21 protein-coding genes and 1 other RNA gene are annotated in these 21,892 nt (G+C 56.0%); 15 read left to right on the top strand and 7 right to left on the bottom strand.

Going from position 1 to position 21,892, the window contains the following annotated elements:
- Positions 1 to 59 precede the first annotated feature (59 nt).
- Together KB449_RS08060 and KB449_RS08065 are read left to right on the top strand one after the other, a co-directional pair.
- On the top strand, positions 60 to 1,376 hold the full coding sequence (locus tag KB449_RS08060) for a replication-associated recombination protein A (RefSeq protein ID WP_282907885.1): 1,317 nt from the start codon (positions 60 to 62) through the stop codon (positions 1,374 to 1,376).
- A 283-nt stretch (positions 1,377 to 1,659) separates the two neighbouring features.
- A complete protein-coding gene (locus KB449_RS08065) occupies positions 1,660 to 3,000 on the top strand; it encodes a hemolysin family protein (protein ID WP_282907886.1) in 1,341 nt (446 codons plus the stop codon).
- 233 nt (positions 3,001 to 3,233) lie between these two features.
- Here KB449_RS08065 and KB449_RS08070 read toward each other — a convergent pair whose 3' ends face one another.
- Both KB449_RS08070 and KB449_RS08075 read right to left on the bottom strand, forming a co-directional pair.
- Entirely contained in the window at positions 3,234 to 4,394 is a 1,161-nt protein-coding gene (locus KB449_RS08070) for an MFS transporter (protein ID WP_282907887.1), read from the bottom strand.
- The gene (locus KB449_RS08075) at positions 4,391 to 5,731 is read right to left on the bottom strand and encodes a multi antimicrobial extrusion protein MatE (protein WP_434082490.1); all 1,341 of its coding nucleotides are present in this window, start codon (positions 5,729 to 5,731) and stop codon (positions 4,391 to 4,393) included. Before KB449_RS08075 ends, KB449_RS08070 begins: the two co-directional genes overlap by 4 nt.
- A 167-nt stretch (positions 5,732 to 5,898) precedes the next feature.
- Here KB449_RS08075 and KB449_RS08080 point away from each other — a divergent pair, with 167 nt between their 5' ends.
- The 3 genes from KB449_RS08080 (at position 5,899) to pfkA (ending at position 8,320) form a co-directional block, all read left to right on the top strand.
- Positions 5,899 to 6,222: a hypothetical protein gene (locus KB449_RS08080; RefSeq protein ID WP_282907889.1), complete on the top strand. Its 324-nt coding sequence runs from the start codon at positions 5,899 to 5,901 to the stop codon at positions 6,220 to 6,222.
- An 83-nt stretch (positions 6,223 to 6,305) separates the two neighbouring features.
- Positions 6,306 to 7,331: a tetraprenyl-beta-curcumene synthase family protein gene (locus tag KB449_RS08085; protein ID WP_282912760.1), complete on the top strand. Its 1,026-nt coding sequence runs from the start codon at positions 6,306 to 6,308 to the stop codon at positions 7,329 to 7,331.
- A gap of 20 nt (positions 7,332 to 7,351) precedes the next feature.
- Complete coding sequence (gene pfkA / locus KB449_RS08090; protein WP_282907890.1) at positions 7,352 to 8,320, top strand: 6-phosphofructokinase; 969 nt, start codon at positions 7,352 to 7,354, stop codon at positions 8,318 to 8,320.
- A gap of 95 nt (positions 8,321 to 8,415) precedes the next feature.
- Here the strand turns inward: pfkA and KB449_RS08095 are convergent, their stop codons facing one another.
- Positions 8,416 to 9,630 carry a putative glycoside hydrolase gene (locus tag KB449_RS08095; RefSeq protein WP_282907891.1) on the bottom strand — a complete coding sequence of 405 codons (1,215 nt, stop codon included), beginning with the start codon at positions 9,628 to 9,630 and terminating at the stop codon, positions 8,416 to 8,418.
- A gap of 516 nt (positions 9,631 to 10,146) precedes the next feature.
- On the opposite strand from KB449_RS08095, the gene cshA reads away from it, so the two are divergent.
- The 4 genes from cshA to KB449_RS08115 all read left to right on the top strand — a co-directional run bounded on the left by cshA (position 10,147) and on the right by KB449_RS08115 (position 13,372).
- Positions 10,147 to 11,802 (top strand): degradosome RNA helicase CshA, encoded by a 1,656-nt coding sequence (cshA, locus tag KB449_RS08100; protein ID WP_282907892.1) that lies wholly within the window; start codon positions 10,147 to 10,149, stop codon positions 11,800 to 11,802.
- A gap of 81 nt (positions 11,803 to 11,883) precedes the next feature.
- Entirely contained in the window at positions 11,884 to 12,642 is a 759-nt protein-coding gene (locus tag KB449_RS08105; protein ID WP_282907893.1) for a YesL family protein, read from the top strand.
- A gap of 85 nt (positions 12,643 to 12,727) precedes the next feature.
- Positions 12,728 to 12,910, top strand: a non-coding RNA gene (gene ssrS / locus KB449_RS08110) — 6S RNA.
- 78 nt (positions 12,911 to 12,988) lie between these two features.
- On the top strand, positions 12,989 to 13,372 hold the full coding sequence (locus KB449_RS08115) for a DUF1499 domain-containing protein (RefSeq protein WP_282907894.1): 384 nt from the start codon (positions 12,989 to 12,991) through the stop codon (positions 13,370 to 13,372).
- 93 nt (positions 13,373 to 13,465) lie between these two features.
- Here KB449_RS08115 and tpx read toward each other — a convergent pair whose 3' ends face one another.
- The gene (tpx, locus tag KB449_RS08120) at positions 13,466 to 13,984 is read right to left on the bottom strand and encodes a thiol peroxidase (RefSeq protein WP_282907895.1); all 519 of its coding nucleotides are present in this window, start codon (positions 13,982 to 13,984) and stop codon (positions 13,466 to 13,468) included.
- Positions 13,985 to 14,091: 107 nt separating this feature from the next.
- On the opposite strand from tpx, the gene KB449_RS08125 reads away from it, so the two are divergent.
- On the top strand, positions 14,092 to 14,694 hold the full coding sequence (locus KB449_RS08125; RefSeq protein WP_282907896.1) for a rhomboid family intramembrane serine protease: 603 nt from the start codon (positions 14,092 to 14,094) through the stop codon (positions 14,692 to 14,694).
- A gap of 23 nt (positions 14,695 to 14,717) precedes the next feature.
- The gene (gene gltC / locus KB449_RS08130; RefSeq protein WP_282907897.1) at positions 14,718 to 15,620 is read left to right on the top strand and encodes a glutamate biosynthesis transcriptional regulator GltC; all 903 of its coding nucleotides are present in this window, start codon (positions 14,718 to 14,720) and stop codon (positions 15,618 to 15,620) included.
- Between the two features lie 79 nt (positions 15,621 to 15,699).
- On the opposite strand, the gene KB449_RS08135 is transcribed toward gltC, so the two are convergent.
- Together KB449_RS08135 and KB449_RS08140 are read right to left on the bottom strand one after the other, a co-directional pair.
- Positions 15,700 to 16,380 (bottom strand): zinc metallopeptidase, encoded by a 681-nt coding sequence (locus KB449_RS08135; protein WP_090115650.1) that lies wholly within the window; start codon positions 16,378 to 16,380, stop codon positions 15,700 to 15,702.
- Positions 16,381 to 16,430: 50 nt separating this feature from the next.
- A complete protein-coding gene (locus tag KB449_RS08140; RefSeq protein WP_282907898.1) occupies positions 16,431 to 16,889 on the bottom strand; it encodes a MerR family transcriptional regulator in 459 nt (152 codons plus the stop codon).
- Positions 16,890 to 17,287: 398 nt separating this feature from the next.
- Between KB449_RS08140 and KB449_RS08145 the strand changes: the two genes are divergently transcribed.
- The 3 genes from KB449_RS08145 (at position 17,288) to KB449_RS08155 (ending at position 20,546) form a co-directional block, all read left to right on the top strand.
- On the top strand, positions 17,288 to 18,667 hold the full coding sequence (locus KB449_RS08145) for an ammonium transporter (RefSeq protein ID WP_434082491.1): 1,380 nt from the start codon (positions 17,288 to 17,290) through the stop codon (positions 18,665 to 18,667).
- Positions 18,668 to 18,729: 62 nt separating this feature from the next.
- Positions 18,730 to 19,803, top strand: coding sequence for a DUF294 nucleotidyltransferase-like domain-containing protein (locus KB449_RS08150; RefSeq protein WP_282912762.1), 1,074 nt, complete (start codon positions 18,730 to 18,732; stop codon positions 19,801 to 19,803).
- Between the two features lie 5 nt (positions 19,804 to 19,808).
- Positions 19,809 to 20,546, top strand: coding sequence for an exonuclease domain-containing protein (locus KB449_RS08155; protein WP_282907899.1), 738 nt, complete (start codon positions 19,809 to 19,811; stop codon positions 20,544 to 20,546).
- Here the strand turns inward: KB449_RS08155 and KB449_RS08160 are convergent.
- Positions 20,543 to 20,962 carry a M67 family metallopeptidase gene (locus KB449_RS08160; RefSeq protein ID WP_282907900.1) on the bottom strand — a complete coding sequence of 140 codons (420 nt, stop codon included), beginning with the start codon at positions 20,960 to 20,962 and terminating at the stop codon, positions 20,543 to 20,545. The two genes, KB449_RS08155 and KB449_RS08160, sit on opposite strands and share 4 nt — an antisense overlap.
- A 146-nt stretch (positions 20,963 to 21,108) precedes the next feature.
- Between KB449_RS08160 and KB449_RS08165 the strand changes: the two genes are divergently transcribed.
- Positions 21,109 to 21,699: a TlpA family protein disulfide reductase gene (locus KB449_RS08165; protein ID WP_282907901.1), complete on the top strand. Its 591-nt coding sequence runs from the start codon at positions 21,109 to 21,111 to the stop codon at positions 21,697 to 21,699.
- Positions 21,700 to 21,892 lie beyond the last annotated feature (193 nt).

The raw sequence follows: 21,892 nt of genomic DNA on the forward strand, positions 1-21,892 counted from the left end.
TCGCTTCCGATTACGCCTCGCGTCTGGTAAAATGAAGGCGTGGGAAAGGCGGGAATACGATGGATTTATTCAGCTACGGAGAAGAAAAGCGACCGACTGCCAGGCTGTTGGCCGATCGGATGCGGCCGGAGTCGCTCGACGAATATATCGGCCAGGAACATATCGTAGGGCCGGGCAAGCTGCTGCGCAGAGCGATCGAAGGAGACGCGGTCACGTCGATCTTGCTGTTCGGCCCGCCCGGATCGGGTAAGACGACGCTCGCGCATATTATCTCCAAGCGAACGGAAGGCGACTTTGTCCGTCTTAACGCGGTGGACGCTTCCGTGAAGGACGTGCGGGAGGTTATCGAGCAGGCGGAGCGCAACAAGAACATGTACGGCCGCAAGACGATCCTGTTCCTGGACGAGGTTCACCGGTTTAACAGCGCGCGGCAGGATGCCCTGCTGCCCGCCGTCGAGAAAGGCATTATCGTGTTCATCGGGGCAACGACGGAAAATCCGTATCATTCGGTCAACGGTGCCCTCTTGTCCCGCTCGACGCTGTTCCGGCTTGAGGCGCTTACGAAGGCGCACTCGCTTGCGGCGATGCGGCGGGCGATCGCCGATCCGGGCAAAGGGCTTGGCTTTATGAAGCTTCAGGTCGACGAGGAAGCGCTGGACCATATCGCGTCGATGGCGAACGGCGATATCCGGCGCGCGCTGACGGCGCTGGAGCTGGCGGCGGTGACGACGCCGTCCGAGCCCGACGGCTCCGTCCGCGTGACGCTCGAGGTGGCGGAAGAGTCGATTCGCCAGCCCACGATTCAGGCGGACGAGTCGACGCAGTACGACGTGCTCTCGGCCTTTCACAAGAGCGTACGCGGGTCGAGCGATGCGGCGCTGTATTGGTTTTTGTACGCGGTCGAGCGGCTCGGCATGGATCCGATGACGTTCCTGCGGCGTCTGACGGTCGCATGCAGCGAGGACATCGGCCTGGCCAACCCGCAGGCCATGGTACAGGCGGTAAGCGCGATGGAGGCGTATCACCGTATCGGATGGCCCGAATCGAAGTACATCGTCGCCCAGGCGATCCTGTTTGCGGTCGAGAGTCCGAAGTCCAATGCCATCGCAGTGACGATCGGCAAGATCGAAGCGTCGTTCGAGCTTACCAAGTCGGCCGAGGTGCCGATGCATCTGCGCGACGGCCATTACGGCGGGGCCAAGAAGCTCGGACATGTAGGGTATAAGTATCCGCACGATTTTCCCGGACACTACGTGGACCAGCAATATTTGCCCGAAAAGCTGAAAAAACGGGCATTTTACGAGGCGACCGCGCAAGGGATGGAAGAGCGAATCCGTACGAATCAATTGCGCCGAAGGAAGACGGAGCGAACATGAGATAGCTTGCTGCAACGAATTCGGACAAGCAGACAAGCCCGAACCGCTGCCAATCGGCCGCTATTCGGGATATGAGGCCTTTACGGGGCGTTCAAGCGGCATAGAAGCGGATTCAGAGCCGGGTGGACCGCTTCTTCTCCCGTTTTCGGCCCGATGCTGCGTTTGACTCGGCAACCGAACATCGACTAAGCTTAGAATATTAATTGGAACGTTGACTCGTTATCCATGTGTTTTGAATTTAAAGGAGGTGCACCTGTTCTCCGTCTCGGGGGGCAGGGACAATTTGGAAGGTGACCCTTTTCCGGTTGCGGTGAATTTAATTCTGATCCTCGTTTTGGTGTTCCTGAACGGCTTTTTCGTCGCGGCAGAGTTCGCGATGGTCAAAGTCCGCGGCTCCCGCATCGATACGCTCGTGCAGGAGGGGAACGCCCGCGCGCGCTTCGCTTCGCATTTGACCTCACATTTGGACGCTTATCTGTCCGCGTGCCAGCTCGGCATTACCTTGGCCTCCCTGGGTTTAGGCTGGATCGGCGAACCGGCGATTGCCGACACGATCGAGCCGCTATTCGTAGCGGTTGGTCTGCCCGAATCCTGGATCCATCCGATTTCCTTCGTCATTGCCTTTACGCTGATTACCGTGCTTCATATCGTGCTCGGCGAGCTTGCGCCCAAGACGCTGGCGATCCGCCAGGCGGAGAAAATTACGCTTTGGACCGCAGCCCCGCTCATTTTTTTCGCTCGTATCATGAATCCGTTCATTTGGCTGCTTAACGGGATGGCGGGCGGCCTGCTCCGCCTGTTCGGCATCGCGCCTGCGTCCGAATCTTCTTCCGCGCATACGGAAGAGGAGATTCGCATTCTCATGAAGGAAAGTCACGAGAGCGGCATTATCGACAAGACGGAGCTTGCGTTGATGGACAATATTTTCGACTTTGCGGATACGAACGCACGGGAGATCATGATACCCCGCACGGAGATGGTATGCTTGTACGCGAACCATCCGTTCGAGGCGAACAAGGCCATAGCGCTCAAGGAAATGCACACCCGTTATCCGCTGTGCGACGACGACAAGGACGATATTATCGGTTTTATTCATATCAAGGATCTGCTGAAGCTGCCTGACAACGCCGTGCACGATATCCGCGAACTGGTCCGTCCGATGACGACCGTGCCGGAGAGCATGCCGATCAGCACGCTGCTCAAGATGATGCAAAAGCGCAAGACCCAGATCGCGATTCTAATCGACGAGTATGGCGGCACGTCAGGGCTCGTCACGCTTGAGGACATCATGGAAGAACTGGTGGGCGAGATTCAGGATGAGTTCGACGAGGAGCGCCCGGAAATGGAGCGTCTTGACGAATATACCTACTCGGTGAGCGGCCTCGTTTTGATCGACGAGATCAACTCGGAGTTCCATCTCGATATTCCTTCGGACGATTACGATACGATCGGCGGCTGGATGTACTCCCAGATCGAGATTCCACCGCGCAAATACCAGACGATTGAGCTCGAATCCGGCTACCGTTTCGTCGTCACGGAGATCGACAATCTTCGGGTGTCGCGGATCTCGATCATTCGTCCCGAGGCGTATGAAGGCCATTCGCCGCTGCAGGCATCGGGTTAAAGCAGTCATTCTCAAGGGAATAGAGCCTTAACTATATATATTCGATAGTCGGTTGCAAAGCATGCGCCGCCGTTCGTTCCCCATAGCGGGAGCGAGCGGCTTTTTTGCATGCGGTCAGGTTAAGCAGCTTGGTGGTGCCGAATAACGGTTCCTGCGTCCACGCGCAAATCGGATTCGGCGAATTGTGCGCAAATAACCGCATCTGTGTCCGCCCGCTGGCTGCGTCCGCGGTCTCACACATTAGTTCTGCGCAAGTGCACGAGCATGAATCCCGCAGCCGCGATCAGGGCGGAGACGGCGCCGGTCCGGAACACGGTGGCAAGGCCGTACGCGTCAAACAGCGCGCCGCCGACGGTGCCGGCAATGAGCCCGGCGATTCCCGTCCACACGACGCTGAACAGCGCCTGGCCGGACGATCGATAGGCGTCGCTGACGATGGACTGCATGTAACGGAGCGCCGTGATGTAGTAAATGCCGAACGTCACGCTGTGCATGGCTTGGACAGCGATGAATCCAGCCGGTTCGTGGATGACGCTGATGAGAGCAAGCCTGACCGCGTAGAGCAGACTGGCGATCGCAAGCAGGGGAAGCTCCTTGAAGCGGTTGCCATAGCGAGCGAGCAGAAAAAAGATGGGGATCTCGCTGGCAGCCGACGCAAGCCAGGCGTACCCGATCAAGTCGTCGCTTGCCCCAAGATCGCGCATCGCTACGCCGAGGAAGCCCTCGTTCATCCGATGGGCGATCGATACGAATGCGACGAGCAGGAAAAACATCAGCGTGTCCCCGCGTTTGATGATGTCGACCAGTCCGCCGAAGCGGAATTTGCCGACCTTGGATTGAAAATCGGCGAGGCCCAGCGAAATGAGGAGAGACACGCACACAGTGCCTAGAGCGAGCCACAGGGTCCAGTCGGAGCCTGTCTGCTTGAGCACATAACCGAATACGAGCGAGCACACCGCAAAGCCGAGCGAGCCGAACATGCGGATCGAGGCGAAGCTGCGTTTCATCGTGCTCGCGGCAAGCAGGGACATGCTGTCCATCATCGCGTTCACCGGCGTCTGGAACAAATACATAAGTGCCATGATCAGCGAGATATGCACGAATTCTTTTTGCGGCAGCAGTAGGGCTAGAGCGACGATCTGACCGATGAAGATCAGGTTCAGCACGCGGCGCAGGCCTTGCGTCTTGTCGCTGATGATGCCGGCCAACAGATTGGCGAATATCGACATCATCGGTCCGACCGAATAGACGGCGCCGATCTGCAGCTTGGTGAAGCCGAGGTCGTAAAAATATAAGGGGAAAAACGTCGCGATAAGCGTCTGCGTGGCGTAGTTGAAAAAGTGAAGACTGCGCAGAACGGTAAGTTGGGATGAAAAAAAATTCGGTCGGTTCATCTGGCTGTATCCTCTCCCGGCATAGCCGTTAACGTGTCTAGAACTTCGGTTTTCATGGCGCGCCTGAACAACCAATAAAGCAGTCCGAGCTCAGCGATCATGCCCCCCGACTGGGCCAAGGCCCCGAGTATGCCTGTCCAGGCGGGAAGCGATATCGTCAGCACGACGATAAGCGCCGTTGTCACGACGGCATTGCCCGTCTGCGAACCGAACATCAGCTTCGTTTGGCCTTTGGAAAGGATAATGCCGTTCAGCGTGTCGAGCCAGGGGAAGATCAGCACGAAGGGAATAAAGCCGCGGAGCGCGACCATACTCTCGGTAAGCAGTCTGCCCTCAACGCCCAGCAAATGCGTCAGCATCCATTCGCCGGCAGGGGTAAAAGCGAATGTGGTCAGCAGAATGGCCGGCGTAAAGCCGATGAGCAGAACGAATCGTTTGACCTGACCCGGATCGGTCCGATAGAATTGCAGCGCGATCTGGTGGAAGTAAGTAAAAAAGCCCAGGCAAAGGTTGGTAAGGCTTCCCGCCACCGCGAACGATGAGATAGACAGCGTGCCGCGGTCCGTATTGCCCAGCAAGGCGTTCAATATGGGAGGCACCCACACGACAATAAAAGAGGAGAAGAGAAGCGGATTGTAAAAACGCAAAATCTGACGGGGGCTCTGCACCTCGCATTCGGGCGATTCCGGCGGCAGCTTGCGCGCGAGGTTTCTGCCTTCAAGCCAGCTGACGAAAGCCTCGATCATCATGCCGAACACGAAGATGACGGCGCCTTGCGTAGAACTGGTAACGCCGATATGCATAATATATTGCGCCATCAGGAACATGCCGCCTAGGCGGAACACCATGCCGATGGTCAGCCAACGCGTTCTCATTTTATAGATGATAACCCCTTGATACAGGCAGCGGATGCCCGAAAAAATGCTGAGAAACATCAGGACATGGTAGACGTTAACCGCCGCGTCGGCGACTTCCGGCTCGGCGCCGTAAGCGCCTGCGAAAACGAGCGTGCCGACGGGCGTATACCCGATCATCGCGCCGAAAACGAGCGAAGCGCCGAATACGATGAAGGCGACCTTCAGAATGGCCCGATAAGATACGCGGTCGCGAACGAGGGCGGAGCAGGTCTCGCGGAACAGCACGGCGGGCCGTTCGCTGACCGTAAGCAAGCTCATGGCCGTCGCATAACCGGCGATGACCAGCTCGGGGTCGTCGGCCCGCGCTAGCGTGCCGTTGATGATGACATGCGACAGGTTGATCAGCACGGCGGAAACGCCTAGCGGGATGAAAAATAAAAAGAGCGTTCTTAGCGATACGCGTTCAGGATGTTCAGGCAACGAGGTCATCTCCCATTCGACTTACTCGGCTATTATAGCAGTTTAGAGAGCTGGCGGGCCGTTTTCAATACTTTTTCACTGGATTTACCCCATGCGAAATGATAAATTATTAAATGATGCAAGGCAGGCTGAATGTGGTGATTCAAGTGTCGGCATACGAGGCATGGTTGGAAGCCCAATTTGCGCTGGACGGCCGGCTCGGAATCCCGCTGCCGCGTTTCGATATGCCGTGGGAGGAGATGAACGTCCTCGAACGGGCAGGTATCGTCGAGCGTTGGGAGCTGATCCGGGGACGCATACCGGATACGATTATGGCGCGGGAAGCCCAGATAAGGTGCCTGCTCGCCGAGTTGTTCGAAGAAGAAGACTTCGTCCGCTGCTGCTCGCTTAACGCAGAGATCGCCGAAGCCGCAAGCGTTATTCACGACTTGCAGATTTGGTATCGCACGCAGCAGGATCTTGAAGAAGAAAACATCAAGCGGCACGGTTAACGGACCGCGAGGATGCATGGAGGTACCGCGTGAGGGATGAACGATGGCTGGCGCGGACGTCTCCGCGCGGCCCGATCTCGCTGATGGTCCGCGTTTACAGGTATATCCTGCCCGAAGTGAAAATCGCGTTGGACGGTTGGAAGGACCGGGCGAATGGCATACCCGATCCGGAACTGCGCAAGCAAGCGCTCGCCAGCATCGCCTCCAAGAAGTTTCACTGTCAGGGCGGGGCCGTATACGCAGCGGCGAATCTCGGCAAGAGGGACGTGCTCATTCCTCTCATCGTCGCGCTGCAGACGATCAGCGATTACTTGGACAATTTATGCGACAGGAGCACTTCGCTCGACCCGGCGGACTTCAGGCTGCTGCACGAGAGCATGCTGGACGCCGTGACGCCAGGAGCGCCGATTCGCAATTATTACGCGCTGCGCAGGGAACAGGACGACGGCGGTTATCTGGCAGCGCTCGTGGAGCGCTGCCAGACATGCACGGCATCATTACCGGCTTACGGTTCGGTGCAAGCGCATGTGAGAGAGCTCGTCTCCTTGTACGGCGATCTGCAGGTGTACAAGCATATTGCGCACGACCGGAGGGAAGAGGCGCTGCTGACTTGGTGGGAGCTCCACGAATCTCGCCATCCGGGCCTTCTCTGGAACGAGTTCGCAGCCGCTACCGGCTCTACGCTGGGGATGTTCATGCTGTTCCTCGCCGCCAGCGAAGAAGAACAGTCGCCGGGCATGGGGCGCGAGATCGCGGAGAGCTATTTTCCATCGATCAACGGCCTTCATATTTTGCTCGACTATCTCATCGATCAGGCGGAGGACGAGCAAGGCGGCGATCTTAATTTTTGCAGCTATTACGACGATCAGCAGCAATTGAACGAGCGCCTGCTGCGCATGGTCAGAAGCGCGCGCGCCTCGGCGGACCGATTGCCCGCGTCACGCTTTCACCGGATGATCGTGGAAGGTCTGGTCGCGCTGTACTTGTCCGATCCGAAGGTCAAGGGCCAGGGCCGCGTGCGGCAGACAGCGAAGCAATTGATGAAGGGCAGTCCTTGGACGCGGTTGTTTTTCTGGCTCAACAGCCATCTCATACGCAAAGCGATGTAACAGCAAAGGGGTAGAAGACGATGGGAGCAGTTCAAAAAATCGCAGTATTAACGAGCGGTGGAGATTCTCAGGGGATGAATGCGGCCGTGCGGGCCGTCGTCCGCAGCGCGCTGTTCCGGGGACTTGAAGTGTACGGCGTTCAGCGCGGATACCAGGGACTTCTAAACGAAGATCTGCGCCAAATGGACCTTCGCAGCGTTGGCGATATCATCCAGCGCGGCGGTACGATTTTGCAGACGGCTCGCTGCAAGGAATTCCTGACGCCGGAAGGCCAGCAGCGCGGCGCAGACGTGCTGCGCAAGCACGGGATCGACGGCCTGGTCGTTATCGGCGGCGATGGCTCCTACCAAGGCGCCAACAAGCTGAGCAAGCTAGGCATCAAGACGATGGGGCTGCCGGGTACGATCGACAACGACATTCCGTTCACCGACGTCACGATCGGCTTCGATACGGCGACCAGCATCGTCGTAGATGCGATCAACAAGCTGCGTGACACGATGACCTCGCATGAGCGTTCGTCGGTCGTCGAGGTCATGGGCCGTCACTGCGGCGACATCGCCCTGTATGCCGGTCTTGCCAGCGGCGCCGAATCGATTCTCGTGCCGGAGGTGCCTTTCGACATTCGGGAGATCTCTCAGCGCATGCGGGAGAACTTTCAGAACGGCAAGCGCCATAGTATCGTCATCGTCGCGGAAGGCGTGTGCGGCGGCGACGAGATCGCTCGCCAGATCACCGAACACAGCGGCATCGAACCTCGCGTGACGGTCCTCGGCCACATTCAGCGCGGCGGATCCCCGACGCACAACGACCGGATCCTGGCCAGCCGGCTCGGCGACTTTGCGGTCGAACGGCTTGAAGCAGGCGATTCGGCCAAGGGGTGCGGCATCGTGAAGGGCCAACTCGTGACGACCGATATCGATACCGTCGTTTCCACGAAGAAATCGTTCGACATGGACTTGTATAATCTGGCGATCCGGCTCGCGCAATAAAACGGAAAGCATAAAAAGACCCTTTTGGCCGTGCCCGGCCAGAAGGGTCTTTTATTGTAGTTTAGAATGGCGGTAAACGCGCCTAACGATAAAACCTAGTATTGTACGCCCGACGTATAGCGATTGGTCGCGTTCCACAGAAGATACTCGTCTACGCCGCTCTCGTGCAGGGCTTTGATCTGCGCTTGCACTTCCGTTGCTCCGTACTTGATGTAATGTCCGCTCCCGAGCCAGCTGGCCGTGAAGTCCTGAATCCAGGGGCGAATGACGGGCTTGGCGTCCGCGAGCGGATCGAGCTTTTTGTGCGTATCGACCATCGCGCCTTTGATCGTGGCGTACGGCGCTTTGTCGGGATCGGTCTGCTTGAACCAGCCGGTACTGTAATGGCTCGGATAGATCATCGGGCTGATGACGTCTACGTGGGACGAGATCTTGCCGAAATCTTGGCCGATGCCATCGGCGGCCGGCACGGAGGCCGCATAGCCGAAAATATCGACCGATACGCGAACCCCGAGCGGTTCCAGCTGTTCTTTGGCATACTCGACGAAGCCGGATACGACGTCCGTGCGGGATTCGTCCGATTTCGTGAACTTGAGACTGTCCGCCTTTTTCTCGAAGCCTTCCGGGAATCGCACGTAATCGAACTGGATTTCCTTGAAGCCAAGTTTGGCGGCTTCTTTGGCGACGGCGATATTGTAGTCCCACACTTCTTTTCGGTACGGATTGACAAAGCTGTCTTTTTTCCCGTTCTGCCAGACGCTTCCGTTCGCCGTTACGAACGACAGCTCGGGATGCTTTTTCGCCAGCACCGAGTCTTTGAAGACAACGATCCGGGCGATCGGATACACCTCGTGTTTCTTAAGTGTGTCCATCAGAGCGCCGATATCCTTGATGAATCGCATCGGCGTGCCGAGCTTTTGCAATTCGGGGTTATCGGTCTTGTACGTGATGTACCCCAGGTCGTCCTTAATGTCGATGACCATGGCGTTTAACGCCGTTTTGTCGAGCAGATCGAGCAAAGTCGCCATTCGCTCGCCGCCGGCACTGTAGGCCGTGACGTATACGCCCTTTACCTTGGGTGCATCGGGCTGCGGATCCTTAGGAGGTTTGTCGGTTTCTCCTCCGCTTGGTTCGCCGTTTACCGGCGTTGTCGCCGGCGTCGTAACAGTGCCGCCGTTCGATTGCGACTTTCCCAAATTGCTCCATGCCACTTGCCACAAGCTGCTCAAACTGTTTGCGTTTTCCGGTTTTTGCTGCGGATGTCCCCACGCCGATTGGAGAAGCAGCAGCAGCGTCAATAGCACACTCATTTCACTCTCTCCTCGCTTGCTCTTCCCAACTGTAACCCGATTATAAACGAGTTCAAACAGTGGATACAGAGGTAATTTGTAGAATTTTAAATATATGAGAAGAGGACCGGAGAACTAAATACCGAGCGTTCTGCAGGAAGCGTCTGGATTAATGTGTCAACGGTTCGCCATCGCCTGCATATAGTGGTATGATCTAATGGTATGCTTTTGCCGTGGATCCTATAGGCGCTGTAACGACGGCTATTTTTGCCACTTCGCCCGCCTGCTTGAGATCGGGAATTTCGCGATAAAATAAGGATCCGCATTTCTGTTGCCGTTGGCGTGGGACGATGGTTGGAGCAAATGCAGCGCTTGCAAACGGACGGCCTGCCGGAGAGCTTGGCCTTTAGGTCGATAGCTGGAATTTGAAGGCCGTTTTGTGTTATAATGATCTGTATATTTTTTTGGCAGAGCCGTTAGTTGATGGACCGGCACCGTTAGTTGATGGCCCCATAACAGAAGGAGTATGAAACTAATTTGAGTAAATTTACGGATTTTGGTTTAGAAAGTGATGTCCTGCAAGCAATTTCCCAGCTCGGATACGAAGACGCTACGCCGATTCAGAGCCAGGCGATCCCTGTCGCCCTTAGCGGCCGCGACATGATCGGCCAGGCGCAGACGGGGACGGGCAAGACGGCCGCCTTCGGCATTCCGCTGGTCAGCAAGATCCAAGCTTCCGAAGACCGCATCGTGACGCTCGTCATGACGCCGACTCGCGAGCTCGCTATTCAGGTGGCCGAAGAGATCGAAAAGCTCGGCCGTTTCAAGGGGCTTCGCTCCCTCGCGATCTACGGCGGTCAGGATATCGGACGCCAGATTCGCGGCCTGAGACGCAAACCACAAATTATTATCGGCACGCCGGGCCGTTTGCTTGACCATATCAACCGCAAGACGATCAAGCTGGAGGACGTTCAGACAGTCGTTCTTGACGAAGCCGACGAAATGCTCGACATGGGCTTCATGGAAGATATTCAATCGATTCTGAGCCTTGTACCGGCCGAGCGCCAGACACTGCTCTTCTCCGCCACGATGCCCGCTAACATCCAGAGGCTGGCTCAGCAATTCCTTCGCACGCCCGAACATATCTCGGTCATTCCGAAGACGTCTACGACGGCCAGCTCCATCCAGCAGTTTTATGTCGAAGTGCAAGAGCGCATGAAGTTTGACGCATTGTGCCGCCTTCTCGACATGGAACCGCCGGAACTCGCGATCGTTTTCGGCCGCACCAAGCGCCGTGTTGCCGAGCTGTCCGAAGCGCTGATGAAGCGCGGATACGCGGCCGACGGGCTCCACGGCGACCTGTCGCAGAACCAGCGCGACGCGGTCATGCGCAAGTTCCGCGACGGCAGCATCGCTGTTCTGGTCGCGACTGATGTCGCGGCGCGCGGTCTCGACGTTTCCGGCGTCACTCACGTCATTAACTTCGACCTGCCGCAGGATCCGGAGAGCTATACGCACCGAATCGGCCGTACCGGCCGTGCCGGCAAGGAAGGCACGTCTTGGTCGTTCGTTACGTATCGCGAGATGGAACACCTGCACTTCATCGAGCGCGTCACGCGCTTCCGTATCGCGAAGAAGGCGCTGCCGACCGTAGCAGAAGCTGTTGAAGGCAAACAACGCGTCATCGCCGACCGCTTGATCGAAGCCGTGAGCGCGGAGGACGCGGATCTCGATTCCTTCAAGGGCATCGCGACCGAGCTGCTCGAGCGTCACGATTCGGTCGAATTATTGTCCGCAGCCATCAAGTTGCTGGCCGGCGACAAGAACGACGTGGCGGTTGAACTCACGCCGGAAGATCCGATTCGATCGAAGAAGCGCAAGTTTGGCGATCGCGGCGGCAGCGGCGGCGGTTACGGCGGTCAGCGTCGCAGCGGTTATGGCAGCGGCGGACAAAGCGGCGGCGGCTACAGAGGCGGCAGCAGCAGCGGCGGTGGCTATAGAGGCGGCAGCGGCGGCGGTTATGGCGGCGGCCAAGGCGGCCGCAGCAGCGGCAGCAGCAGCAGCTACGGCAATCGTAAGCCTTACAGCGGCGATTCCCGCCGCGAAGACAGCTACCGCGACGGCGGCCGTCAAGGCGGCGGACGCCGCGAAGATTCGCGCGGCAGCCGCAGCGAGGATTTCGTTAATATCTAACACCCGATTTATTTGAAGGGCGAGGTGCGCGGGCGGTGCGATCCGCATGCGCACCTTGCCGTATATCAGGAGGCGTTTCTCATGGAAATGCGCGGCATGATGGGCGGGTTCTACAAGATTTCCGAATGGATCATGCGCCTGTCCGTTACAAATGTGCTATGGGTGCTGACCTCGCTTCCTGTTTGGATCATTGCGTTTGGCGCTTTGAGAGCGTCTACAACGGACGAGCTGGTCTCTGTTTTTATTCCAATGGCCGTACTGATGCCGTTTACTTGGTTTCCTTCGACGTCGGCTATGTTCTCGGTCGCCCGTAAATGGGTGATGGGGGATACCGATGTGCCGTTGCTCAAGACCTTTTTTCGCAGCTATAAGCAAAACTATAAGCAGGCGATGCTCGGCGGTTTGCTGTATTCGCTGCTGTTTTTCATCTTGATCGTCGATTATCGAGTTTACTTGAGCAAGTTCGAAAATCTCGGCGTGCTGTCGATTTTGTTTCTTGCGCTGATGGTACTGCTGTTCGTATCCCTGTTCCAGTTTTTCTCGCTGCTGTCGCATTTTCATATGAAGACGTTCCAACTGCTCAAAAATGCCGTCGTACTCACCATTGGCAAACCGTTGCGTTCGCTCTCCACCGCGATCGGAAGTGGTGTGATTATCTATATCAGCCTCTTCAAGTTTACGTTTTTGATTCCGTTTTTCATGGGCAGCCTTATCGCAGTGTTCGCCTTCTACAACTTCTACCTGACCATTCAAAAAATGCAGGCGATGGCGAACAAAGAAGAGGATCCGCTTCCGATCGAGGAATCGCCTACCCGTGATGAGGACATGCCCAAGGTTTAGCTCCGGACAAGCGGTCCCGGCTGGGTAATGAAACCAACAGGCGTGTTGACGTTTACTTTTCTGGGCAGCCTGTATATAATGGGTATCAATCCTGCCTTGCACGTTACGGCGACACATGTTTTGAACCAATGCTGTTTCCTAGGGAGCTCTATATCGCCCTGCGGATGACACGCCCCCGAAAAGGGTAGTCAGCATGCAGCGCTGCGGGCACCCACCTGCGAGAGCGGGTTCAGAAACAAGCGCGTCGGACGGCAAAGGCGGGTTTTCCGTTATTTGGCTTTAAACCCCGGGACGGGCATGGTATGATTAGCTTTAGCGTAGGTCACCCGGAGGGAGAGAGTGGAATTTGCTGAAGAGAGTACTCGTCGGATTAATACGCAGCCAAGAACACACTGGCGACAAGGCGAAGGATCCGAAGCTGAAATCCCATTACTACCGATTATCAAAGGACAGGGCGTTCGAGGAAGTGGCTTCCGTCCTGAAGAAAATGCAGGGTTATAAAGTGCTTCATGAGGTACCAAATATCGGAGAGCTTGTGCTTGAAAAGCGGACGATGGCCGGACGCACGATGGATATTACCGTACAGATCGTGGGTACGGGGTTCGGCAACTCTGCTGTTGATATTTACTCCGCTTCCCGTGGGTCGCTCGGCGATCTTGGCGCGAATTACCGCGTTATCCAGGAGATTTACGGCGTTCTGGACAAGAAGCTATCCAATTACAAAAATTGAGATTTCAAACATAGATCTCGACGCAAAGAAGCGAGGTATAGGCTTGGGCCTTGCCTCGCTTCTGCATGTCGTATGAAGTCGATCGCTTCCGTATTAGAGCAGTTCGCGAACGGCGGCCACGGCTGCTTCGTAGTCCGGGTGCTCGGTCATTTCTTTAAGCACTTCGACATAGATGATTTTGTCGCTGGCGTCCAGCACGAAGATCGAACGCATGTCGAGGGCGAATTCCTTAATCAGGACGCCATAGGCTTTCCCGAAGCTGTTGTCCTTGTAATCCGACAGCAGGACGACGCGATCGATGCCTGCGGCGCCGCACCAGCGGGCTTGTGCGAAGGGGAGATCTGCGCTGACGGTAAGCACTTGCACTTGCTCGCCGAGCTTCGCCGCTTCTTCGTTAAATCTTCTCGTCTGGGCGTCGCATACGCCGGTGTCGATCGAAGGAACGACGCTGATCAGTTTGATTTTCCCTGCGTAATCCTTGAGGGAGACCGTCTCGACGAGACTTTTGCTCAGTTGAAAGTCAGGCGCTTGATCGCCGGCTTGGAGCTCGGGACCGATCAGCGTGATGGGATTGCCTTTGAACGTTGCTGCTTGATTCCGTTCTTGACTCATGGAATGTAGGGCCTCCTTCAGCGAATGGACTTGACGTAACCCATTATAAATGTCGGAATTGCCGTTGTCCAATGACGAATTGCAGCCAGACAAAGGAGCGATGGTCTTTGATTTTTATTCGTTACGAGAGCTTGAAGCAATACCTCCGGCTGTACCCCGTCAATTCGGCGATCATTGCTGCGAATCTGGTCATGTTCGTGATCATGCTGTTCAACGGCGATCCTACGCGAGGAGATACGTTGGTTAAATACGGCGCACTTACGAGTTTTCCGGGCTACGACCAGAATTGGCGATTCATTACATCGCTTTTTTTGCATGCCGGTCTTGCCCATCTTGCAATGAACATGTTTGCGATTTTCGTGTTCGCGGCGCCGCTTGAGAGACTGTTCGGACATTGGAGATATGCGTTCTTTTATTTAATCTCCGGCGTGCTCGGCAATGTGTTCGCAGCAGCCTTATCGGGACCGGAGTGGATCGCGGTCGGAGCGTCGACATCCATTTACGCCTTGTACGGCGCCTATTTGTTCATGGTGATGTTCCAACGTTTTGCGCTTGACCAAGGTTCCAGATCTACGATTCTGGGCATCCTTGTGATCGGGCTCGTCATGTCCTTTATTATCCCTGGCATCGGTTACTGGGCCCATGTGGGCGGATTGCTGTCGGGTTTTGTTCTGTACGCTTTGATGGGCAGCCGATTTTTGAATCGATAAGGAAGAGGGAAGGGGCTCTAGTCGTGGAGCTTAGGCAATTGCAATACTTTATCCAGGTGGCGCGCCTTCAGCATGTAACCAAGGCGTCAGAGGAGCTTCACGTGGCGCAGTCCGCGGTGAGCCGACAGATTCACCGACTGGAAGAGGAGCTTGGCGTTAGGCTGTTTATGCAGCGGGGGCGCAATGTGCAGTTGACTCCGGTGGGGCAGCTTTTTCTGAAGCGGGTGCAGAGCGTGCTGCAGGATCTGGATCGTGCAGTGAACGAAATCCACGAGTTCATGGATCCGGAGCTCGGCGAGATCAGGCTGGGGTTTCCGCACAGTCTGGGCACGCAGCTCATTCCGCAAGTGATCGCCTGCTTTCGCAAATTGCATCCAGGCGTCAAGTTCAGGTTTCGCCAAGGAATGTACCCTTCTTTGATTCGCGACATTGTAGAGGGAGAGATCGACCTGGCGTTCATTTCCCCGTTCCCCGAGCGCCATGAACAGGTTACTGGCGAAGTCGTTCTCACTGAAGATCTGTTTGCGATTCTGCCGCCGAGTCATCCGCTCGCTGGTGAAGAGTCGATTCATCTGGCCGAATTGAAAGACGATACGTTCGTTTTGTTCAGCAACGGGTATTCCCTGCGGCCGCTTGTGTGGGACGCTTGCCGGCTGGCCGGGTTTGTGCCTACAATCGGCTTCGAGGGAGAGGAGACGGATACGATACGCGGGTTGGTCGCAGCGGGGATGGGCGTGAGCCTGCTGCCGGAGATGGCGATCTACCAGACTGGAACGATGATGCCGGCTGTCGTGAAGGTTCGCGAGCCTCATGTAACCCGTACGATCGGTCTTATCAGGCGGGCTGGAGAAAAGCCACAGGCTGTGGTGAAGCTGTTTCACCATTTTTTGGTGGATTATTTTAACGGGCATTACAAACCTGTTTGAGCATAGACGCAAAAGAAAGGACCGGGCTTGCGCCCGGTCCTTTCTTTTGCGTCTACTGCTGTACAATTGGCCTGCATTATCAGTCGCGGCTGCTCGTATAGATCAGAACGAGGCGAATCAGCTCGAGCAGCGACATGAGGGCGGCGGCTACATAAGTTAAAGCTGCCGCATTCAGTACCTTGCCGACGCCGCGTTCTTCGTCCCTGGCGATGAAGCCTTCGGCAACCATCACTTGGCGTGCGCGGTTACTGGCATTAAATTCGACAGGCAGCGTCACCAGTTGGAAAGCGACTGCGGCGGAGAAGAAGATAACGCCCAACCCGATCAGGTTCGTAGCGGCAAAGATGATACCTGCGATGAACAGGAACGGCGCGAGGCCCGATGCGAAGCGTACGATCGGGAACATCCGGTGACGCAGCACAAGCGCCGGATAATGCTGCTGATGCTGGATGGCATGGCCGACCTCGTGGCAGGCGACGGACACTGCGGCGATAGAGCTTTCGTAATATACCGGCTCTGACAGCCTTACGACGCGATGCACGGGGTCGTAATGGTCGGAAAGCGTGCCCTGCACCGGTTCGATCGGCACGTCGTGAAGGCCGTTGCGGTCGAGCATCCGGCGTGCCGCCTCGTAACCGGTCAAGCCGGTCGACGTGCGAACCTCGGACCATTTATTGAAGGTGCCCTTCACGCGGAACTGCGCCCAGAGAGACAGTAGAAATGCGGGAATGATCAAGACGTACATCCAGTTGGCGTTCATATGCATCTACCTCCGTGACGTATTTTCCTATTAAGTGTACGAACGAGAGGCTACATAAAATTTCCCTTGTTCAGAAGAAGAAGGAGCGCTTCGATGACCGCGGCCGTCTGCGGCGTGATCGTCTTGAATAAGCGTTTGGCTTGACCCGGCTTCAACTGCTCGAGCACCGGTTCGAGCTCCTTCACTTCCCGCTCCAGTTGGGAGAGGTGGCTCGACAGGTCGGCAATCTTGCGATTCACCTGTTCGCTGGGCGATACGCGGCTTAAAGCGGTAAACATCTCCTTGATTTCTTCGAGGGAGTACTTTTGAGCCTTCAATTGTTCAATACGTTTTATTCGTTCAAGCGTTTCATCATTATATAGGCGATAATTGCCGTCCGAGCGCTTGGCGGCGGAGAGAAGGCCGAGGCCGGTGTAATAATCGATGGTTCGCGGGCTGACGCCCGATAATCGGGACAGTTCTCCGATCCGGTACAAATGGCGAGGCGGTTCCGCGGCTCCGTGTCGCATGAGCTTATCCCCTTCCTTAAGATCCTTATGCGCTTATCATACCCAATCCCAAACCGTACAGTCAAACGTTATGCTTGTGACGAATTTATGCAGGTCTGCTTACGGAGAATTCGCTCTGACAGAAATAATAACATCTTATTAAAAGATCCAAGCTTTTTATGAACTGTCAACAAAACCTGTGATGTCAGGTTATAAACGCACTACGACACGCATGAGTAGCGAGAAATTCGTGTAATCCTTAACATTCTGCTTCTATTTGAGGTTTTATGTCAGATATTTTAAGGATATTCCGAACTTTTATTCGAATTTCTTATTGTCAAATCGTAATCCTCTAACTATAATGACATTAAGGCTTTCTTAAAATGTTATGAAACATTACATGTCGGGGAGTGGTCGTATTGTTGAAGAAAAGTTTGCTTGGTCTAGGCGCATTGTTGCTGTTATTTCCTACGATGGCATTTGCGGCGGACGGTGATCCGTCTGCAGCGACGCTGAATATGGGACTTAATGCACTTTGGATCTTGGTTGCTGCCGTTCTGGTTTTGCTCATGCAAGGCGGCTTTATCCTGCTCGAGACCGGCTCCACCCGCATGAAGAATGCCGGCCACGTGGCAGGCAAAACCATTTTTACGGTAGGCCTGGCTTCTCTGATATACTGGGCGGTAGGGTACGGTATCACGTTCGGCGGCGATGCAAGCGAGAGTTTGAACAAGTTCATGGGCATCGGCAATTTCTTCTTCGATCCGTCGATTGTGGCAGGCGAAGGCGATTCCTATCCGTCGACGATCTTCTTCATTTTCCAGCTGGCGTTCGCGGCCGTGTCGCTCTCGATCGCATGGGGCGGCTTCGCGGAGCGCGCCAAGCTGTCCGTCTATCTCATCTTTACGATCGTTTTCGCAGCAGTCATTTATCCGATCATCGCGCACTGGATCTGGGGCGGCGGCTGGTTGGCTGCGGACGGCGCACAGGATTATGCGGGTTCCACCGTCGTTCACTTGACCGGTGCGATGGCCGCTCTCGCAGCGACCATTCTGCTCAAACCGCGGATCGGCAAGTTCAACAAAGATGGCTCCGCGAACGAAATTCTCGGTCACAACCAAGTATTCACATCCTTGTCCGTTTTGCTTCTGTGGGTCGGCTGGTTCGGCTTTAACGCAGGCAGCGCGGTGTCCGTAGGCGAAGGCTTCTTCGGATACGTTGCGTTCACGACCCAACTCGGCGCAGCGGGCGGCGCGGTATCCGCGCTGCTGATCTCCTGGCTCGTGAAGGGGAAGGCCGACATTCCGTCGATGTTGAACGGCGCGCTCGGCGGTCTGGTCGCCATCACCGCTTCGTGCGCATTCGTCGAACCTTGGGCGGCAGTGGTCATCGGTCTCATTGCGGGCGTGCTTGTATTCGTGAGTGCTCAATTTTTTGAAAAAATGCGCATCGACGATCCGATCTCCGCGATGTCCGTACACGGCGCAGCAGGCGTCTGGGGCACGCTAGCCAACGGATTGTTCGCAACCCAAAAGCTCGTCGATCAAGTCGGCGTCGGCAAGGCAGGTCTGTTCTATGGCGGCGGCGGCGAACAGCTGTGGGTACAATTCCTCTCCGTCGTCGTATGCGGCGCCTTCGCTTTCGCGGCATCGTTTATCGTACTGTGGGTTATTAAGCAAGTGAGCGGTCTGCGCGTCACCGAAGAGCAAGAGATCATCGGTCTGGACCTGAGCGAGCACGGCACCTATGGTTACCCGGAAGCGCTGAAGCGCGCAGGCACCAATTCGACCGCACTCTGATCGACAGCTTCAACAACTTTAGCATCGGCGTCCCGACAGGAGGTAGGACCGCATTGTACCGGATGGACTTGGCACAGCGGTTGCAAGAAATTAACGGCGCGGGCACGCTGCAACAATTGCGGATGATCCGGGAGGAGGTGCAGGAGCGCGTCAGCGCGCTCCTGCACGAAGAGCTACGGGTGGTCCCGGTCGTCGAAGCGCTGAACGAGCTGCACGACGCTTTAATCCGCCGGGTATTGACTTTGGCGGAGCAAGATACGGCACGGATGGGGCTAGTCGCCCCGCCCGTGCCGTATGCCTATTTCTTGTTCGGCAGCGGCGGAAGAGGGGAGCAGACGCTCGCGAGCGACCAAGACAGCGGCCTGGTCTACGGCGATTGCGAAAACTCCGAAGATGCCGAGCTTGCCGCGTCTTACTTCAGTGCGCTTGGGTCCCGAATTGTCGCTTCGTTATTCGAGATCGGCTATCCGCCCTGCGAAGGCAACGTCATCGTCTCGAATCCCGAATGGTGCCTTCCTATCTCGGCTTGGGAGGAAAAGGTCGATCGATGGTTCGCAGAACCAAGCTGGGAACACGTTCGATATTTGCTAATCCTTGCCGATGCGCGTCTTTTGGCGGGCGATGTCGAGCTCGGACGCAGATGGAAGGGCCGTTATATCGGTGACATGATGTCTCATGCCGACATCGCGAGGCGTATGCTTGAAAATACGCTAAGGCATAAAGTGCTGATCGGTGTGTTCGGTCAGCTTTTCGTGGAGAACTACGGGGAAAACGCAGGAAGTTTGGATATTAAGTACGGCGCTTATATTCCGATGGTCAATATATTTCGCTTGCTCGCCATGCGTGCCGATATTCCGGCGACCAGCACGCTCGGCCGCATTCAGTCGCTTCGGGAGATCGGAGCGATAAGCGGTGAAACGGCCGATGAAGCGGCTTGGGCGTTCGAGGTTTTCCTGCGTCTTCGGCTGCTTGCATCGGATCGGGATGACAGCGGACAATGGGCGGGCAGCGGCAAGCTCAGATCTGCGCTTTTAGAAAAGGAAGAGAAAGCTCCGCTCAAGAAGGCGCTGCGGATCAGCAGGCGGCTGCAGCGCCACTTGGAGAAGGAGATGCAACGCCGCTTCGGCGGGAGGTGAATGGCATGAAGGAGCCCAAAAGTCCAATGGGCCGCATGTGGCATTTATACAAGACGGGCGGCATCACGCCGGCGATCGCTTCGATGCTGGGTTCTTCCAATGCGCAGCAGATGGCATTCATCCGGCAATTGTCGCGCGACCAGCGCAAGGAATCGGCGCTGGATACGCCTTTGTCGGAAATGGAGGCGGTCGTATTCGATCTGGAGACGACCGGCTTCAATCCGTACAACGGCGACGAGATTCTCTCCATTGGAGGGGTCTTGATCAAGGGAGGCGAGCTTGAGGCCGCCGAGCCGTTCTACCGCCTTGTTAATCCGCGAAGGAAAATTCCGCCGCACATTACCGAGTTAACCGGAATCACGGACGCAATGGCGCAGGATGCCCCTGATCTGATGCAAGGTCTCCACGACTTCCTCGACTTCATAGGGAAGCGGGTGCTCATCGCCCACGGCAGCGGTCACGACAAGCAATTTCTGAACGCCGCGCTGTGGAAGACGTCCAAGGTCAATCTTTCCCATCGTGTCGTCGACACGATGATGGTCGCCAAGTGGCTGGAGCCGCGGCGCAAAAGCTACGGCCTGGACGAACTTCTCGAATCCTACGGTATCGAGATCACCTATCGTCATCATGCGCTCCACGACTCGTTGATGACGGCCAAGCTATGGTTTGCGTTCTTGGCGTTGATACAGGCCAAGCAGGTGTCGTCTCTTGGCGATTTGTACGCCTATCTCAGCAGACATTAACGAATGCACAGGCGGATTGGGGTCCATGTGCCTTCGTCATTTTGCTCATATGCGAGGGTCTCTGCCGAAGGCTGCAAGCTGACGATCAAGTGACATCCGAAGCCGTCCCATCCGCGAAGATCGCGATCGCTCGGCAGCGGCGGACCGGCCGGGTGGGAGTGGAAAAAGCCGACGACCTTTTGTCGGCTTTTTTGCGCTGCATATACGGCTTCGATCCACGCGCTCGGCTCGAAGGCGAATGTGTATGCGGGATCGGCGGCGGCATTGGGGATGAAGAGGATGTCCGATACCGCAATCATTGTCTCTTGGGAAGCTCCGAGTAAAATGCCGCAGGCTTCGAGCGGAAGCGTTTGGCGGCATCCGTCTACAAGTGTGTGCAGCAGCGTCTCGGTCATATGAACCGCTTTCGGCATCATTTCAGACTCAGCCTTTCTCCGGGTGCCATGTATTTAGTATGCGTGACCGAGAGGACCGTTGCAACGGCACAGGTTAAAGGGATGGCACGAAGCCTCTGAATCCGGTAAGATGGAGGGAGCGATCTTGGCAAAGCGAGGAGAAGGAATTGAAGCGTAACGTTATTATTATTGTCATTTTTATCGTTGCGATCGCCGGCGTGCTGGTCTATAATCTGGCCGGAAACGACAAAGGCACGCGTGAGGCCGGCAGCGGCGCTTCCGTGTCTGTGGACGGCGGTTCGCCAAAGAAGGAGGCACCGACCGTAGGGTCGTTAGCCCCTTCGTTAAAGCTGTCCTCCCTGGACGAAAGTACGACTTATGAGGTTGACCCGAAGACGCCCCGGGACAAGGTGCTGGTTATCAACTTTTGGGCGTCGTGGTGCGGGCCTTGCGATGTCGAAGCGCCGGACCTGGTCAAGCTCTACGAGGAGTACAAGGGGAAGATCGAGCTGTACGGCGTCAATGCGACCAAATACGATACGGTGAGAGGCGCGAAGGATTTCGTCAAAGAAAAGGCGATTTCGTTCCCCGTGCTGATGGACAAAGACGGCAAGGTAGGAGACGAATATAAAGTGTTCTCGTACCCGATCAGCTTTATCGTGGATCGTCAAGGCGTCGTTAGGCAGCGGATCGAAGGAGCCAAGAGCCTGAAGGAATGGAGAACGATGATTGACGCGGCGATGAAGGACGCGGCTTAGTGCGGATAACGCTGCTGCGAGCTGCAATCGCATGCGATACGAAATGCATATAAGAACCGTTCTTCCGTAAATGGTGCGCAACATCTCAAACTTATGGAAGGGCGGTTTTTATTTCGTTTGTTGCTGATGAAGTTGCGGCCTCTTGCGCTATAATTCTAAGGGCAGGCGAGGCGTTTTTGCAGATTGAAAAAAG

This window comes from Cohnella hashimotonis, assembly GCF_030014955.1.
In the GTDB taxonomy this organism is placed as follows: Bacteria; Bacillota; Bacilli; order Paenibacillales; family Paenibacillaceae; genus Cohnella; species Cohnella hashimotonis.